Source organism: Hydrogenophaga laconesensis (genome assembly GCF_031457235.1).
In the GTDB taxonomy this organism is placed as follows: domain Bacteria; phylum Pseudomonadota; class Gammaproteobacteria; order Burkholderiales; family Burkholderiaceae_C; genus Hydrogenophaga; species Hydrogenophaga laconesensis.
The window spans coordinates 29,795-45,782 of the sequence record NZ_JAVDWE010000005.1 but is presented as its reverse complement, the minus strand read 5'-3'; the positions used below and the strand labels follow the sequence as shown (position 1 = coordinate 45,782).

Here is a 15,988-nt window from a genome sequence, read left to right as displayed (position 1 = left end):
TCACATGAACGCAAGCACGTCGTTGTAGGCACGGGTGCTGCCGTTCTCCAGCAGCATGTAGATGGAGCCGCTGGAGAAGCTCACGGAATCGACCGAGAGGCGCTGCAGCGACACGGAGTCGACGCGCGTGGCGCCGTCGAAGGCTCGCACCTTGAAGCCCTTGACGGCGGCCGGGTCGATGCCCCTGGCGGTTGCGTCCCAGGTGAAGCCGTTGAGGCCGCCACTGAGCGCGCCCATTTCGACGGTGTCGAGCACCTCGCCGTTGGTGCCCATGATGTCGACCTTCACGTCGGTGGTCTTGGCCTCCAGCGAGAAGGCTGCGCGGCCCTGGCCGTTCTTGAACGTCAGCGAATCGCCCGGCAGCAGCGCCTCGCGGCCGATCAGCGACGTGCCCTGCAGCGCGGTGAGCGAGGAGAACTGCGTGGCCATGCCCTTGAGCGTGGCGTTGAGTTCCTGGATGCCGCTGACCGTGTTGATCTGCGCCATCTGGGTCGTCATCTGCGCGTTGTCCATCGGGTTCAATGGATCCTGGTTGTTGAGCTGTGCCACCAGCAGCTTGAGGAAGCGGTCTTGCGAGGCTTCCGGCGTCATGCTGTTCTTGGCCGTGGTGCCGGTGGTGCTGCCCACCGTCGTGCCCAGGTTGGAAAGGTCGAGCGGCTGGATGAACATGTGTCAGTTCCTGAAAGGGAGGGGATGCAGCGACAGGCTCACTGGCCCATCTGCAGGGTCTTGAGCAGCAGCGACTTGGCCGTGTTCATGACCTCGACGTTGTTCTGGTACGAACGCGAGGCGGAGATCATGTTGACCATCTCCTCCACCGGGTTCACGTTGGCGTGCGTCACGTAACCCTCGGCGTCGGCGCTGGGGTGGGTGGGGTTGTGCACGCGGCGGCCCGGGGCGTCGCTCTCCACGATGTTCTGCACCTTCACGCCGGCGCTGCCGTCGCTGCCCATGGGCACGGTCTGGAACAGGATGTGGCGCGCCTTGTAGGTCTGGCCGTCCGGCCCGGCCACGGCATCGGCGTTGGCCAGGTTGCTGGCCACGACGTTGAGGCGCTGGGACTGCGCGCTGACCGCACTGCCCGAGACACCGAAGATGGAGAACATCGACATACCTGATCCTTTCAACCACGCCACGCGTGAGAAGGTGCGCGCCAGAAACACCGCAGAACCGGCTTTGCCGGGCTGCTGGTGTTGCCACCCTTGAGGGGGGTGGCGCCATAGGCGACGCGGGGGGTGTTCATATTTATTGGCCTGTGATGGCGCTGAGCATCGTCTTGACGTGCCCGTTGATGAAACGCAGCGTGGACTCGTAGCGCACGCTGTTGTCCACGAAGTTGGCGCGCTCACGGTCGAGGTCAACCGAGTTGCCGTCCTGGCTGGGCTGGGTCTGCACCGCGTAGGCCATGTCCGGACGGGCCGGCCCCGCACTGGTGGTGCCCAGGCGCATGTGCATCGCGTTGGTCTGGGTCACGCCGGCGGTGGCACCGCTTTGCATGCCCGAGGCGTTCTTCAGCGCGGACGCGAAATCGAAGTCGCGCGCGATGTAGCCGGGGGTGTCCGCGTTCGCGATGTTGCTCGCGATCGTCTGCTGGCGCTGTGAGCGCAACAGCAGGGCGTTGCCGTGGAAGTCCAGCCGTCCGGTCATCTGTTCAAGCATCGTCAGCTCCAGTGGTTTCGGGGCCGGCCGGGCCTCTGAAGAGAAGGCACCTGACACCGGGGGTTGGAAGAATTATGAAAATCTTGAGGGTCGGCAATGGCCGGAACAAGCGCTGGTTTTCAAGCCATTTCCCGCCTTTGTCCGGTCCGCCCTGGGCCTACAGTGCAGCCCTGAACACACGGTGTGCCTGCCTCGCGCGGGCCCTTCGCCCACCCCCCGGATCACAGGAGCCCGTCCCATGCGTCCCACCCTGCATCGCCTGCTCGCCGCTTGCGGCGCAGCCCTGGCCCTGCTGTCGGCGGGCATGGGCACGGCCCACGCCAGCGGCCAGACCGAACAGCTCGAGAAGACCGCCCGCGAATGGCTGCAGCCCGCGCTGGACGCCGCCCAGCCCACGGACGGCACCTCGCCCCTGCGCACCGAGGTCGTGATGGGCTCGCTGGACACCCGCCTGCGCCTGGCGCCCTGCGCGCGCGTCGAACCCCATCTGCCGCCCGGCTCGCGCCTGTGGGGACGCAGCCGCATCGGCCTGCGCTGTGTGGAGGGACCGACGCGCTGGAATGTGTATGTGCCCGTCACCATCAAGGCCTTCGGACCGGCCTGGGTGATCAAGCGCCCGGTGGATGCCGGCGCCACCCTGACTCAAGAAGACGCCGAACTGGCCGAAGTGGATTGGGCGGCCAGCCCCGTCACGGTGCTGGCCCGTCCGGAGATGTGGGTCGGCCAGCAGACGGCCTTCGCCCTCACCCCGGGCTCGGCGATCCGCCAGAACATGGTGCGACCGACACGGGCTTTCGCCGCTGGCGATCAGGTCCGGGTCAACAGCACGGGCAGCGGGTTCAGCATTTCCGCGACCGGACTGGCGCTCACCGCCGGGCTGGTCGGCCAGTCCGCCCGGGTACGGCTGCCGGGTGGGCGGGTGGTCACCGGCCTGGTCCAGCAAGACCAGACCGTCGAGATGGCGCTGTGAACCGGATATCCGGGATGCCCTGCCACCTGTGACGGAATGCCAGTCCCCCACCGGAAAAATGCCTAAAGTTCGTGTCAGCCGGGTCGATAGTTCTCACACATCACCCTGACTACGGGGTTTGGAGCGTGAAATGAAAGTCGATTCGTCACCCGATTCCTATATTGGTTCCGTGGCCGGTGGTCCCCAGAAGACCGCCGAAAAGCCCGCAGCGAGCGCCGAACTGGCCGCCGTCGCAGGCAGCGCTGCGGCCAAGCCCCAGGGCGTGACCGTCACCCTGTCGTCCTCCACCGTCTCGGCGCTGGGTTCGGGCGGCAGCGAAGTGTTCAACACCGAGAAGGTCGAAGCCATGAAACTGGCGATCTCCAACGGCACCTTCCAGGTGAACGCTGAAGCCATCGCCGACAAGATGCTGGCCAACGCCGCCGAAATGCTCAACGGCGGCCGGGCCTGATTTCAAGGAACGCAACATGACCAATGCCGCAACGTCCCACCACCCCTGGATCGGATCGTTGCAGGCCGAGCTCGATGGGCTGCAGGCCGCCTTGTTGCGCGGCGACGCCCCCGGTGTGGAACGCGCCAGCGCCGCCATGCAGGCTGTGCTGCAGCAAGCACCCAGAACCCCGGAGTTCGCCGATCCCCAGAGCGCCCTGCACCGCGACACGCAGAGCGCCGCGCAGCGTTTCGCCCAGCTGCGCCAGGCCGTCCTGCGCACCAGCGCCCAAAACGAACGCGCCGTTGCCAGCCTGCTGCCGCAACAATCGATGCAACGCCAGCCGACCTACGGTCGCATCGTCAAACCGTCCTCACTGGGCGGCGCCGGCCGCGGCTTCATCACCGCCTGAATCTACGTTTCTTTCATCAAAAAACCGGCATTTGCCGGTTTTTTTACGCCTTCTCACGCCTTCTTCGGACAATGCGGTTTTTGAGCGGCTTTGCCTGATATGTCATTAGACAATCTGATAAAGCAGGCATTTTCAGTGGCATGTCTTTTAAAATACGGGTTAACCCTTAGATGACATGCCATGAACTCCCCCATCACTTCCCTGTGGACCCGCCTGGCTGACACGGCGCGCCACTTCTTTCGCCGCGCCGCCACCGGCGCATCCGACGGGCTCGAGGAATACCTGAGCTCGGCCAAGACCCTCCACCAGCTGGAGGACATGCAACGCCAATGGGACCGGGCGCATCGCAACCCGCACCACCATGGCGCCTATTGAAGAACCTGGATCCCCCGCAGGGACCGACACCATGATCGAACTTCTCAAATCCTATTTCCAGACGCCCCAGTTCCCCGCGGGCGCCCGTGTGAACCGCCTGTACAAGGGCAGCCTGGACCGCGTCGACGGCCGCGTCGTTGCACACACCGACGAAGGCGTGCTGGTCGAATGGCCGCGCAACGGCTCTGGCTGGGAACAACCCGGCGCGCTCTGCTTGCAGGGCTGAACACCCCCCTGCGCCGCTTTGCGGCTTCCCCCCTCTCTGGCGCGCCTGCGGCGCTGAGAGGGGGAAACGGCATCTCGGGCCGGCGGAGCCGGACCCTGGATGCCTCTGGTTGGCGTTGCCTCTGGCGTTGCCGCTTCGGCGCTCGGTACGGCCAGCCCTCGCCTGTCGATGCCCTTACGGATGGTTGCGCCTCGCGCTTGACGGCGCCGTTGGCAGGCATAGCATCAAACTCCCGCCGCGCCTGTCCCGGTGTCGGCGGCGTGTCAGGGAGTCAACGATGAACATCAGCGCCACCGTCAGACACAATGCCGCCCGCTACGACGTCGAGGTGCGTACCGGGGCCACCGCGCAGGCCCTCATCGTGCCGGCCAAGACCTCGGGGGAAGGTTCCGCCGTCAGCGGTGGTGAATTCCTGGTGCTGGCACTGGCCACCTGTTATTGCAACGACCTCTACCGCGAGGCCCGACGCCTGCGGATTCCCATCGACGGGGTGGAGGTGCAGGCCAGCGCGCGGTTCGCCGGCATCGGCCTGGCCGCCACCGACATCCGTTACACCGCGAGCGTGAATTCGCCCGCCTCGCCGGAAGCCATCAGCGCCCTGCTGCGCGAGACGGACGCGGTGGCCGAGGTGCAGAACACCCTGCGCAAGGGTGTGCCGGTCGTCCGGCAGTCCGCCAGCTAGATCCGCTTCTGTTCCACGGCCAGGCGCACCGCGAGCGCGGCCAGCACCCCGCCCATGACGTACTGCTGCACCGCCAGCCACCGGCGGTTGTGCTGGAACCAGCGTGCCAGCCGGGCGGCCGACAGCGCGATGCTCAGGTTCACGCTGAAGCTGAAGACGATCTGGGTCAGTCCCAGCACCACGCTCTGCGCGAACACCGAACCGTGCCCGGGCGAGATGAATTGCGGAAAGATCGCCAGGTAGAACACCGCGATCTTGGGGTTGAGCAGATTGGTGAGAAAGCCCATGGCGAACAGCTTGCGCGGCGAATCCTGCGGCAGCTCACGCGCCTCGAACGGCGAGCGCGCACCGGGCTTCACGGCCTGCCAGGCCAGGTAGAGCAGGTAGGCCGCGCCGGCCCACTTCAGGATCTCGTAGGCCATGGGCACCGCCATGAACAGCGCGGTGAGGCCGGCCGCGGCGGTGAACATGTGCACCAGGAAACCGGCGACCACACCGAACAGCGAGATGACACCGGCCCGCCTGCCCTGGCAGATCGAGCGGGAGATCAGGTAGATCATGTTGGGGCCGGGCGTGAGCGCCATCAGCAGGGCCGCACCGGCGAACAGCAGCCAGTCGTTCAGGGGAACCATGGGAACGCCTCGTCAGGGATGGGAATCTCCGTATCGTAGGCCCGTCCGAACAACCCGGCATTCACCTCGCCCACCAGAGCCAGCGCCCCAGCACGGGCGCCAGCCAGCCACCCCGATGCCGGGTTGCCACGGCGGGGTCGGGGGCGCCCATGGCGCGCAGCCGTGCTTCCAGCGCACCCAGTCCCACCTGGCGCGCGGCCTGCACGGGCGTGAGGTTGTCGAACTCGGACAGCAGCAGCGGGTCGGCGCCGTGGTCCAGCAGCAGTCCGGCCACCGCTTCCTGCCGTTCGAGGATGCAGGCCACCAGCGGCGTGGAGAGAAACTCGGGGTGCGCGTAGTTGAGGTCCACGCCATTGCGCGCGTGGTAACGCACCAGTTCGATCTCGCCCTCGCAGGCCGCCTTGAACAGTTCCTTCCAGTCGCCACCCGACATCGCTTCTCCTTCATGTTTCAATCGTTGGCCGTGTGCCGCCTGGCCGGCACGCCGTGCCTGCACCATAACCGGAGGACACTGTCTTGAACATGAAGCAAACCCTTGCCGCTGCCCTTCTGGGCAGTATGGTGAGTTTGACGGCCCACGCCGCCCCACCCTCGGACGCGTCCATCGCCACGCTGCTGTCGGTTACCCAATCCGACAAGATGCTGGACACGATGTACGCGAACATGGAGCAGATGATCCGTCAGGGCATGCAGCAGGCGACCGCGGGCAAGGCGCTCAGCGACGAGCAGAAACGCGTCATGGAACTGGCGCCCACGCGGATCGCCAGGCTCATGCGCGAGGAGATCACCTGGGCCAGCATGGAACCGATGATCGTCCAGGTCTACCGCGAAAGTTTCGACCAGGCCGAGATCGATGGCCTGATCGCCTTCTACCAGAGCCCGGTCGGACAGTCGTTCGTGGCCAAGATGCCGCTGGTGATGCAGCGTTCGATGGACGCCTCGCAGGCACAGCTGCAGGCCTTCATGCCCAAGCTGCAGCAGGCCATGGCGGAGGTCATGAAGGAAGCCCGGCTGACGCCCTGAGCCGGCAGGAGCGACCATGGCGTACACGGACACCCGCACGGTCTGCTGGCAACCCACATGGAATCCGGCCCATGCGGGCGTCGGGCTGGAACACCTGCTGCTGTCGGAAGGCGAAGCCAGCGCCGTGGTGCTCGCGTTCGACGACACCACCGGCCCGTTCCGGCTCAGCTACCGCCTGGCCTGGGGGCCGACATGGCAGCTGCGCCAGGCCGACCTGCTGGTCGATACCCACCAGGCCTCCGCCGCGCTCAGCCTGCGCACCGACGGGAATGGCCACTGGCGCGACGGACAGAACCGCGTGCTGCACGCACTGGATGGCTGCCTGGACATCGACATCTGGCCCACGCCCTTCACCAACAGTTTTCCCATCCGGCGCGCGCCGATGGCCGTGGGCGAGCGCCGCGAGTTCCGCATGGCGTGGGTATCCGCCCCCACGCTGAGCGTGCAGCCGCAGCCACAGGCCTACACCAGGCTGGCCGAGCGGCTCTACCGGTTCGAAAGTCTGGACGGCAGCGGCTTCACGGTCGATCTGCCGGTGGACGAAGACGGCGTCGTGCTCGACTACCCGGGCCTGTTCAAGCGCGCCTGAGCGGTGCCCACCAGAGGCATCCAGGGTCCGGCTCCGCCGGCCCGAGATGCCGTCCCCCCTCGAAGCGCCGAAGGCGCGCCACAGAGGGGGGAAGCCGCAAAGCGGCGCAGGGGGGCGCTCTGTCAATGCGCCCGCAGTTTCGAGCGCAACCGCGCAATCGACTGGCTGTGCAGCTGGCAGATGCGCGATTCGGTCACGCCGAGCACCGCTGCGATTTCCTTGAGGTTCATGTCGTGCTCGTAGTACATCGACATGATCTGCTGTTCGCGTTCGGGCAGCACCTTGATGGCGGCCACCAGGGCCTGGCGCATGCGCTGGTCCTGCAGCACGGCCGACGGATCGGCTTCGTGGTCGCCCATGTGGCGGTCCAGGAAACCGTCCTCGTCGTCACCGTTCCCGCTGATGTCTTCCAGGTACACGAGCTGCGTGCCGCGCACCTTGGCCAGCAGGTGCTGGTAGTCGGCCAGGCTCATGCCCATCTCTTCGGCGATCTCGCTTTCCTTGGGCACGCGGTGCAGCTTCTGCTGCAGGCGGTGCACGGCGGTCTCGATGTCTTTCTGGCTCTTGCGCGATCCGCGCGACATCCAGTCGCCGTCGCGCAGCTCGTCGATCATGGCGCCACGGATGCGCTGGCTGGCGAAGGTCTCGAACTGCACACCCTGCGTCGGCTCGAAGCGCGCGATGGCTTCGGTCAGGCCGATCATGCCCACCTGGATCAGGTCGTCCAGCTCCACGCTCGGCGGCAGCTTGGCGATCATGTGGTGGGCGAGGCGGCGCACCAGCGGGCTGTATTTGCGCAGCTGGTCGTCCCGGTTCAGGGTGCCTTTGGCGGTGTACATCTTCAACTCCAGAGAGAGGGTGCGGCAGCGTTGGCCGCGTAGGCGGTGACGGCGGCGCGCGGCACGAGACCGTGGTAACCATGGCCTTGCGCATGGGTGGGGCGCGGGCGCTCCAGCGCGCTTTCCTGCACACGCAGGGCCCAGCTGGGGGTGGCCCAGCAATCCAGCGACAGGTCCAGGTGGCGACGGGCGGTGTCGACCACGGTGTTCACGATGGTCTGCAGCGCGGCAGGCGACGGGCCGGCCAGCGGCGCGAGCACTGGTGTGAGATCGGCCGCATCCAGCACCTTGACGGCGCCATACGCGTCGATGCTGGACTGGGGTTGTTCAAGCACGGGCACCAGCGCGTGCGCGCCCATGCCGAAGAGCAGCTCGCCCAGCGCCATCGCAGGAGCGAACAGCAGCACCACCACGCCAGAGGCGAAGGGCGCGAGCAGACGGGAGAGCGCAATGGCCGTGCCGGCGGTCTGTGCGGTGTCCTGCAACACGCGCAGGCCGGCGGCACCGGGCATCACCAGCCAGTCGCCACTGATGGCGGGGCGTTCCAGGTGGACGATGGAGGGGTCCTGCAGCACGCGCATCAGACCAAGGTGAGCGCCGTCGTGGCGGTCACGGCTGGTCGCCTCGACCGCGGTCGCGTCGACGATGACCACCGCACGGCCTTGTGCCGTGAGGCTGGCCGCGAGCGTGCAGAGCCACTCGTAGGCGCGTGCGGGTTGTGCCGGTGCGGCCACCGGCATCAACACTGCCCCGCCCGGGGGTGGTTCACCACGCAGGCCGGCGGCCTGGTCGAAGCCGGGTTCAAACATGCGAAGCCCCCAGGTTGATGCCGCGGCTGGAAGCCTGCGCGAAGAAGTAGCCCATGTCGGTGGGGTGCGGGTCGTAGGCCGACTTGCCTTGCGTGCCCATGGACAGGCGCACCAGCGCCGCGGCATCGGGGTTCTGCCAGTCTTCGGGCACGCGCTGGCCGTTGGCCACACCGCGCAGCACCACCTGGTGGCGGATCAGGGCGTCCAGGGCCGGGCCGAGCTTGACGGCTTCGTCCACCTTGGAGAGCACCACGCCGTGCAGCGAGCTGGCCTTGAACGAGGTCAGCACCTCGTCCAGCGTGTCGCCCTGCGAGCCGGCGTTGAGCACCAGGGTCTTCTTGACCTTGGGAATGTCGAGCATGTCCAGCATGTCCTGGATGCGCTCGTCGCGCTGGCCCAGGCCGGCGGTGTCGATGATCACCAGGCGCTTGTTGGCCAGCAGGTTCAGCAGGTCCTTGAGCGCGGCGCGGTCGTGCGCGAGGTGGGCGACGACACCGAGCATGCGGCCGAAGGCGCGCAGCTGCTCGAAGCCGGAGACGCGGTAGGTGTCGAGCGTGATCAGGCCAACGCTGCCGGCACCGTACTGCTTGACGCACTGGGCGGCCAGCTTGGCGGCCGTGGTGGTCTTGCCCACGCCCGTGGCGCCGACCAGCGACACCACGCCACCTTCGTCGCACAGCCCGGCACCGGGGGTGGCGACCTTGAGGTTGCGGGTGATCACGTCCATCAGCCAGCGCACGGCTTCACCGGCGCCACCTTCGGAAGGCACGCGCTCGAGCACGGCGCGCGACATCGCGGGCGAGTAGCCGGCGCGGATCATCTTGAGCATCAGGTTGGACTGGATCGGGTTCTGCTTGGAGGAACCGAGCCAGGCCAGCGTGTTGAAGCGCTCTTCGATCATGTCCTTGAGCGCGGAGAGCTCGACCGCCATGCGGCTGTCGTCGTGGCTGGGGAAACGGGTCGCGGGCTGCGAGTCTTCCCAGGCAGGTTCGCTGCTGCGGGTGCGGATGGGCGCGGGCTGACGAACCACGATGGGGTCGGGCTGGTTGACACGCTGCACCGGCACGGCCACGGGTTCGGGGCGGGCCATGATCGGCGCGGCCATCTGTGGGGCAGCGATCTGCTGCTGGGCGCGACGCTCCAGGGCAGACGGCTCTTCGGCAGCGGCAGCAGTCGTGGCGGACGTGCCGTGCAGGGCTTCGCGGCGCTTGCGCAGCATGCGTTCGCGCACATAGTCCTGGAACGACAGCGTGCTCATGGCCAGCGTTTCGGTGTCGCTTTGCACCGACTGTGGCGCGGCCAGGGAGCTGGCGGCGGCAGCAGCCGCGGCGGGCCTGGCGCGCGCCGGCGCCGACTCGGGGCGCATCAGGCCGCGTTCGTTGTTCGCGTGCTGGGCCATCGTGGCCAGGCTTTCCTCGGCCGCGGCCATCACCTCGAACCCCTCGCCGGTGGAACGGGTGGAGAGAATCACGGCGCTGTCGCCGAAGGTCTTGCGTGCCTTGTTCATGGCTTCGCGGGACGTGGGGGCAATGAAGCGTTGGATGTTCATGCTGCAAGTTCTCCAAGGATCGGGCCGATGCGGATCAGGTGGGTTTCAGGAATTTCGCTGTGGGCCAGGACCTGCAGGCGCGGCGCGGCGCGGCGCAGCAGGCGGGACATGGCGGTGCGGATGGCGTCGGGCACCAGCAGGCAGGCGGGCACGCCCTTCTCTTCCTGGCGGTTGGCGATGTCGGTGGCGGATTTGCTGAGCATCTCGGCCACGCCGGGGTCCAGCGCGCCGTTGGCGGCACCCGAGAGGGCCTGCATCAGCAGGCGCTCCAGGCCGGGTTCGATGGCGATGACTTCCAGCTCCTTCACGGGGCCGTAGATCTGCTGGACGATGGCCGGCGAGAGCGCCATGCGCACGCGGCGGGCCAGCTCGGCCGGGTCCTGCGTGTGGGCGGCGTGTTCGGCCAGGGATTCGATGATGGTGCGGATGTCGCGCACATGCACAGACTCTTCCAGCAGCAGCTGGAGAACTTTCTGGAAAGTGGCAACCGGGACCATTTTCGGAACGACTTCTTCGATCAGTTTGGGGGCCAGGCGGGTGACGTGTTCAACCAGGTCCTGGGTCTCCGTCCGGCTCAGCAACTTGGCGGCCTGGACTTGCATCAAGTGTGAAAGATGCGTGGCCAGCACAGTCTCGGAATCAACGACCGTAAAACCCGCCATTTGCGCGTTCTCACGCTGCTTTTCGTCGATCCAGTGCGCGGGCAGGCCGAAAGCGGGATCGGTGGTGGGGGTGCCGATCAGCGGCGTGCCGATGCCACCCGGATCGATCGCCAGGAACATGCCGGGAAACACCTCGCCCTCGCCCACCACCACGCCACGCAGGGTGATGCGGTAGGCGCTGGGGCGCAGCTCCAGGTTGTCGCGCACATGCACCGCCGGCGGCAGGAAGCCGACTTCCTGGGCGAACTTCTTGCGCACGCCCTTGATGCGGGTCAGCAGGTCGCCCTGGCGGGTCTTGTCGACCATGGCGATCAGGCGGTAGCCCAGTTCCAGGCCGAGCAGGTCGACCGGCTGCAGGTCGTCCCAGGTGGCTTCGCCATCGCCCTGCACTGCCGGGGCTTCCGGTTCAGGCGCCGGCCTGGCCTGCTCGCGCATCAGCCAGTACGCCCCGCCACCGCAGATCGCGGCGAAGCTCAGGAACACCATGTGCGGCATGCCCGGCACGATGCCCAGCATGAACATCACGGCCCCCGTGATGCCCAGCACCTTGGGCGAAAGGAACATCTGCTCCATCACCTGGGCGCCCAGGTCTTCGTCCTTGCCGACGCGCGACACCACCATGGCCGCAGCCACCGAGATCAGCAGGCCGGGAATCTGCGCCACCAGCGCGTCGCCGACGGCCAGCAGGATGTAGTTGTCGGCCGCCTGGCTGGCCGAGAGGCCGTGCTGCAGCACACCGATGACGAAGCCGCCGATGATGTTGATGAACAGGATCAGGATGCCGGCGATGGCGTCCCCGCGCACGAACTTGGCCGCACCGTCCATGGAACCGAAGAAGTTCGCTTCCTCGCCCACTTCGGCGCGGCGGCGCTTGGCCTCCTTCTCGTCGATCAGGCCGGCGTTCAGGTCGGCGTCGATCGCCATCTGCTTGCCGGGCATGGCGTCCAGGGTGAAGCGGGCCGACACCTCGGCGATGCGCTCCGAACCCTTGGTGATCACCACGAAGTTGATCACCACCAGGATCGCGAACACGATCAGGCCAACCGCGAAGTTGCCGCCGATCAGGAAGTGGCCGAAGGCCTCGATCACCGCGCCGGCCGCGCCGGGGCCGGTGTGGCCTTCGAGCAGCACCACGCGGGTGGAGGCCACGTTGAGCGAGAGGCGCAGCAGCGTGGTGAGCAGCAGCACGGTGGGGAAGACCGAGAAATCCAGCGGCCGCTTCATGTAGGCGGCCACCATCATCACCACCAGCGCCAGCGCGATGTTGAGCGTGAAGAAGGTGTCCAGCAGCCAGGGCGGCAGCGGCAGCACCATCATCGACAGGACGGTGATGACCAGCATCGGCGCGGCCAGGCCGCCGGCCCAGCCGGCGTTGCGGTTCAGCCATTGCTGAAGGGCTTGCAAGTTCATTCCGTCGCCTCCTTGGCGGCTTTCTTGAAGTGCGGATCGAGCTCGGGCGGCACGACGGGCACAGGCTGTTCAGCGGGCATGACACCCTGGCCCTTGAGCGCGGCCTTGAGCTGGTACACGTAGGCCAGCACCTGGGCCACGGCGGTGTAGAGCGCCGAGGGGATTTCCTGGTCGATCTCGGCGTGGGCGTAGAGCGCACGGGCCAGCATGGGCGACTGCAGCACGGGCACCTTGTGGGCCTTGGCCACGTCGCGGATCTTCATGGCCAGCAGGTCGGCCCCCTTGGCGATCACGCGCGGCGCGTTCATGGAGGCGTCGTCGTAACGGATGGCCACGGCATAGTGGGTCGGGTTCATGACCACAAGGTCGGCCTTGGGCACGGCGTTGATGCTGTTGCGCTGGGCCATCTCGCGCTGGCGCGCGCGGCGCTGCGATTTGACGTGCGGGTCGCCTTCCGCTTCCTTGTGTTCCTGCTTCACTTCCTGGTGCGACATGCGCATGCGCTGCGCGTGCAGGAATTTCTGCGCCGGGAAGTCGATGGCGGCGACGAGACCGACGACCAGCAGCAGCAGACCCACGCCGACCATGAGCCACTGACCGAGCTGGCCGATGCCGGACTCGAGGGGCTGCATGACCAGGGAGGCAAAGTCTTCGACGTGGGAAGCCACGAACTGCCAGCCCACCACACCAACGATGGCGGTGATGGCGGCGAGTTTGGCGGTGTCGAACAGCTGTTGTTTGGTGAACAGGCGGCCGATGCCCTTGAGGGGGTTGATGCGGCTGAGGTCCGGCATGATGGGCTTGGTGCTGATGGCCCAGCTGCCGGAGGCGAATGCGGTGAGCAGGACAAGGGCCAGCACGGCCAGGCCCAGCGGAAGGAAGAGCATGAGGCCCTGCGCGAAGCCGTCGATCAGGCGTTCGGTGGAGAGCTCGGGCTTGAGCAGGGTCTGGCGGTCGAAGCGGAGCTGGCCCTGGAGGGCACTGCGCAGTTTTTCGAAACCGGTGGGAGCCAGGGCGAGCAGCACAACGGCGCCACCGCCGAGGACTGCGAGGTTGGACAGGTCCTTGGAGCGCGATACCTGGCCGTCCGCACGCGCCTTTTTCAGGCGCTGCGGGGTGGCGGGTAAGGTCTTGTCCTGGGCGGAAGAGTCCATGGTGCGGGTTCACTCGATCGGTGAGACCGATTCTGGAATCCGCACGGAAAAACTAAAGGGGGATAAGACGCCCTTCGGTGGCTCTTTTCATTCATGTACATCGCGGGCTCCCGGACGCCGGGCGCTCTGTTCCGCGAATGTCCCCCGGCGGCTGGTGCCGCCTCCTCCCTCTATTTCGCTTCACAGACCGCCCGGCATCCGGGAGCCAGTGGCGGGTGAGCGAACGTCTTCTCCAGAAATGCCGTGGAACCGGGTTTGCCGGGCCACAGGCGTTGCCCCCTGAAAGGGGGTGGCGCAAAGCGCCGCGGGGGTTAGAAACCCAGTGACGCCAGGAGGTCGTCGACCTGCTTCTGGTCGCTCACCACATCGGTGCGGCCTTCCGGGTCGACCACCGGGCCGGCCAGCGCGGGCTGTTCGACGATGGCGTGGTCCTGGCCGGGCTGGCCGCCGGGAGCGGACTGCAGCAGCAGGCCGAGCAGTTGTTCTTCGATGGTGCCGGCGAGCTGCACCACGCGGCCGATCACCTGGCCAGTCAGGTCGTGGAAGTCCTGCGCCATCATGATGTCGGTCAGACGCGCGTCGGACTTGCCGCTCAGGTCGACGATGTCCTTCGACCATTCCAGCAGTTCGGGCATGGCGCGGGCCAGGCCCGGCACGCGGGAGATGGTGTCGGCCAGCTGGCGGCCGCGCTCGGCGATCTTCGCCTGCTCGGCCTTGCCTTCGTCGACGTGGTTGAGCACCTTTTCGGCGGCCTCGCCCGTGAGGCGGGCGATGTAGGACAGGCGGCTCTGCGCATCGGGCAGCTGGTCCACCGTACCCTTGAGCTTGTCGGTGTAGCCCAGTTCCTTCAGGGCTTCGTGCAGTTGCCGGGTGATCGAGCCGAGCTGGCGGAACATGTCGGGATTGCCCGACGCGGCCGCTTCTTGTTGTTTGTTCATGTGGCGGCCCCTCTCAGATGCCGAGCTTCTTGAAGATGTTCGCGAGCTTCTCTTCCAGCGTGGCCTTGGTGAAAGGCTTGACGATGTAACCGGCGGCGCCGTTCTGCGCGGCCATCACGATGTCTTCCTTGCGGGCCTCGGCGGTCACCATCAGCACCGGCAGGTGCTTGAGTTTTTCGTCCTTCTTGATCTCCGCGAGCAGCTCGAAGCCGTTCATGTTGGGCATGTTGATGTCCGACACCACGAAGTTGAAACCACCATTGCGCAGCTTGCTCAACGCGATCGCGCCGTCCTCGGCTTCATCGGCATCGGTGTGCCCGATCTCCTTGAGCAGGTTTCGCACGATGCGGCGCATGGTGGAGAAGTCGTCAACGATCAGGAATTTCATCGGGGTGGACATGGAAGCCTCCGTGGGAGGAAAGGATCAAGGGAAATGGAGCGTGCCGCGCATCAGCCGCCGCTCTGTGAAGGGGTTTTCGTCACCTGGCCGGAAATCTGAAGCGTGGGCAGGGCAATGGCGGGCGTGATGGGCTGCGCGGGCGCGGCCACCGGGGTGTCGGTCTCGACCGGCACGGCGGCGGTGGGCAGGGCGGGCGGTGGCTGAACCGGTTCGATCGCCGTGCCGGGCAGGGCCGGGGCGCGGGGCAGCAGGCGTTCCTCGCCCTCCTGCGTCATCACCACGATGCTGATGCGGCGGTTGACGGGATCGGTGGGCGCATCGGCGCGCAGCAGCCGGCTCGACGCCAGGCCTTCGACCCGGCGCAGCTTGTTGTCGGGCAGGCCGCCCGCCACCAGCTCGCGGCGCGAGGCGTTGGCGCGGTCGGCCGAGAGTTCCCAGTTGCTGTAACCCCGGTCGCCGCTGCCGTAGGGCGTGGCGTCGGTGTGGCCCGCCAGGGCGATGTGGTTCTCCACGTCGCCCAGCGCCGCTCCGATCTCGCGCAGGATGTCGCGCATGTAGGGTTTGACCAGCGCGCTGCCGGTGTCGAACATGGGGCGGTTCTGCTGGTCCACGATCTGGATGTGCAGGCCGTCGGGCGTCTTTTCCATCTGGATCTGCGATCCATACTCGGAGAGCCTGGGGTTTCGCTCGATCAGGGAGGTGATCTTGCGCTCCAGCGCGTCAATGCGCTGGGCATCCCGGCGCATGGATTCGGCGCGCGCCATCTGGGCGCCCATGAGCTTGGCGGCGCGTTCGGCTTCGCCGCTGTCCATCTGGCCGGACGATTTGCTCAGGTCGCGCCCGCCACCGGGCAGGATGCTGCTGCTGTTGCCGGTACCGGGGCCGCCCATGAGCGACACCTTCACCGGCGACTGGAAATAGCTCGCGATCCCCTGCAGCTCCCCCTTGGCCGTCGAGCCCAGCAGCCACATGAGCAGGAAGAACGCCATCATCGCGGTCACGAAGTCGGCGTACGCGATCTTCCACGCACCCCCGTGGGCGGCATGGCCACCCTTCTTGATGCGCTTGATGATGATCGGTTGCAGCTTTTTGCCATCACCCGCCATGACAAGCTCCTATGCAACAAGCGAGGCCGCCCCTTGCTGGGGCAACGAGGGTCCGGCTTTGCCGGCCCAAGGTGCCGTCCCACCTCGAAGCGCTGAAGGCGCGCCACAGAGGGGGGAAGCCGC

The 15,988-nt window shown here is 66.9% G+C and carries 21 protein-coding genes; 8 read left to right on the top strand and 13 right to left on the bottom strand.

Annotated features, from left to right (window positions below):
• The 3 genes from J2X09_RS10460 to flgB all read right to left on the bottom strand — a co-directional run bounded on the left by J2X09_RS10460 (position 1) and on the right by flgB (position 1,659).
• Complete coding sequence (locus J2X09_RS10460; RefSeq protein WP_204733368.1) at positions 1-669, bottom strand: flagellar hook assembly protein FlgD; 669 nt, start codon at positions 667-669, stop codon at positions 1-3.
• A gap of 38 nt (positions 670-707) precedes the next feature.
• The gene (gene flgC, locus J2X09_RS10455) at positions 708-1,112 is read right to left on the bottom strand and encodes a flagellar basal body rod protein FlgC (RefSeq protein ID WP_204733367.1); all 405 of its coding nucleotides are present in this window, start codon (positions 1,110-1,112) and stop codon (positions 708-710) included.
• Positions 1,113-1,245: 133 nt separating this feature from the next.
• Complete coding sequence (gene flgB / locus J2X09_RS10450) at positions 1,246-1,659, bottom strand: flagellar basal body rod protein FlgB (protein ID WP_204733366.1); 414 nt, start codon at positions 1,657-1,659, stop codon at positions 1,246-1,248.
• Between the two features lie 238 nt (positions 1,660-1,897).
• Between flgB and flgA the strand changes: the two genes are divergently transcribed.
• The 6 genes from flgA (at position 1,898) to J2X09_RS10420 (ending at position 4,754) form a co-directional block, all read left to right on the top strand.
• Positions 1,898-2,629 carry a flagellar basal body P-ring formation chaperone FlgA gene (gene flgA, locus J2X09_RS10445; protein WP_204733365.1) on the top strand — a complete coding sequence of 244 codons (732 nt, stop codon included), beginning with the start codon at positions 1,898-1,900 and terminating at the stop codon, positions 2,627-2,629.
• Between the two features lie 130 nt (positions 2,630-2,759).
• Positions 2,760-3,080, top strand: coding sequence for a flagellar biosynthesis anti-sigma factor FlgM (gene flgM / locus J2X09_RS10440; protein WP_204733364.1), 321 nt, complete (start codon positions 2,760-2,762; stop codon positions 3,078-3,080).
• 16 nt (positions 3,081-3,096) lie between these two features.
• Positions 3,097-3,471 (top strand): hypothetical protein, encoded by a 375-nt coding sequence (locus tag J2X09_RS10435; RefSeq protein WP_204733363.1) that lies wholly within the window; start codon positions 3,097-3,099, stop codon positions 3,469-3,471.
• Between the two features lie 180 nt (positions 3,472-3,651).
• Complete coding sequence (locus J2X09_RS10430; protein ID WP_204733362.1) at positions 3,652-3,846, top strand: hypothetical protein; 195 nt, start codon at positions 3,652-3,654, stop codon at positions 3,844-3,846.
• Positions 3,847-3,877: 31 nt separating this feature from the next.
• Complete coding sequence (locus J2X09_RS10425) at positions 3,878-4,072, top strand: hypothetical protein (protein ID WP_204733361.1); 195 nt, start codon at positions 3,878-3,880, stop codon at positions 4,070-4,072.
• 277 nt (positions 4,073-4,349) lie between these two features.
• A complete protein-coding gene (locus J2X09_RS10420; RefSeq protein WP_204733360.1) occupies positions 4,350-4,754 on the top strand; it encodes an OsmC family protein in 405 nt (134 codons plus the stop codon).
• On the opposite strand, the gene J2X09_RS10415 is transcribed toward J2X09_RS10420, so the two are convergent.
• Together J2X09_RS10415 and J2X09_RS10410 are read right to left on the bottom strand one after the other, a co-directional pair.
• A complete protein-coding gene (locus J2X09_RS10415) occupies positions 4,751-5,386 on the bottom strand; it encodes a LysE family translocator (RefSeq protein ID WP_204733359.1) in 636 nt (211 codons plus the stop codon). The genes J2X09_RS10420 and J2X09_RS10415 overlap by 4 nt on opposite strands.
• Before the next feature lie 61 nt (positions 5,387-5,447).
• Positions 5,448-5,819, bottom strand: a complete 372-nt coding sequence (locus J2X09_RS10410) for an ankyrin repeat domain-containing protein (RefSeq protein ID WP_204733358.1) — start codon at positions 5,817-5,819, stop codon at positions 5,448-5,450.
• An 89-nt stretch (positions 5,820-5,908) separates the two neighbouring features.
• On the opposite strand from J2X09_RS10410, the gene J2X09_RS10405 reads away from it, so the two are divergent.
• The gene (locus tag J2X09_RS10405; RefSeq protein ID WP_204733357.1) at positions 5,909-6,409 is read left to right on the top strand and encodes a DUF2059 domain-containing protein; all 501 of its coding nucleotides are present in this window, start codon (positions 5,909-5,911) and stop codon (positions 6,407-6,409) included.
• Positions 6,410-6,425: 16 nt separating this feature from the next.
• Entirely contained in the window at positions 6,426-6,998 is a 573-nt protein-coding gene (locus tag J2X09_RS10400) for a putative glycolipid-binding domain-containing protein (protein ID WP_204733356.1), read from the top strand.
• A gap of 122 nt (positions 6,999-7,120) precedes the next feature.
• Here the strand turns inward: J2X09_RS10400 and J2X09_RS10395 are convergent, their stop codons facing one another.
• From J2X09_RS10395 to motB, 8 genes are all read right to left on the bottom strand, one after another.
• Positions 7,121-7,837 (bottom strand): RNA polymerase sigma factor FliA, encoded by a 717-nt coding sequence (locus tag J2X09_RS10395; RefSeq protein ID WP_204733355.1) that lies wholly within the window; start codon positions 7,835-7,837, stop codon positions 7,121-7,123.
• A 2-nt stretch (positions 7,838-7,839) separates the two neighbouring features.
• On the bottom strand, positions 7,840-8,646 hold the full coding sequence (locus tag J2X09_RS10390) for a hypothetical protein (RefSeq protein WP_204733354.1): 807 nt from the start codon (positions 8,644-8,646) through the stop codon (positions 7,840-7,842).
• Positions 8,639-10,195 (bottom strand): flagellar biosynthesis GTPase FlhF, encoded by a 1,557-nt coding sequence (gene flhF / locus J2X09_RS10385; protein ID WP_204733353.1) that lies wholly within the window; start codon positions 10,193-10,195, stop codon positions 8,639-8,641. The genes J2X09_RS10390 and flhF overlap by 8 nt, the downstream gene beginning before the upstream one ends.
• Positions 10,192-12,267, bottom strand: coding sequence for a flagellar biosynthesis protein FlhA (flhA, locus tag J2X09_RS10380; protein WP_204733352.1), 2,076 nt, complete (start codon positions 12,265-12,267; stop codon positions 10,192-10,194). Before flhA ends, flhF begins: the two co-directional genes overlap by 4 nt.
• Positions 12,264-13,421: a flagellar biosynthesis protein FlhB gene (gene flhB, locus J2X09_RS10375; protein WP_204733351.1), complete on the bottom strand. Its 1,158-nt coding sequence runs from the start codon at positions 13,419-13,421 to the stop codon at positions 12,264-12,266. Before flhB ends, flhA begins: the two co-directional genes overlap by 4 nt.
• Before the next feature lie 311 nt (positions 13,422-13,732).
• Positions 13,733-14,359, bottom strand: a complete 627-nt coding sequence (locus tag J2X09_RS10370; RefSeq protein WP_204733350.1) for a protein phosphatase CheZ — start codon at positions 14,357-14,359, stop codon at positions 13,733-13,735.
• 13 nt (positions 14,360-14,372) lie between these two features.
• Positions 14,373-14,759 carry a chemotaxis response regulator CheY gene (cheY, locus tag J2X09_RS10365; protein WP_204733349.1) on the bottom strand — a complete coding sequence of 129 codons (387 nt, stop codon included), beginning with the start codon at positions 14,757-14,759 and terminating at the stop codon, positions 14,373-14,375.
• 50 nt (positions 14,760-14,809) lie between these two features.
• Positions 14,810-15,865 (bottom strand): flagellar motor protein MotB, encoded by a 1,056-nt coding sequence (gene motB, locus J2X09_RS10360; RefSeq protein WP_204733348.1) that lies wholly within the window; start codon positions 15,863-15,865, stop codon positions 14,810-14,812.
• Positions 15,866-15,988: the final 123 nt, after the last annotated feature.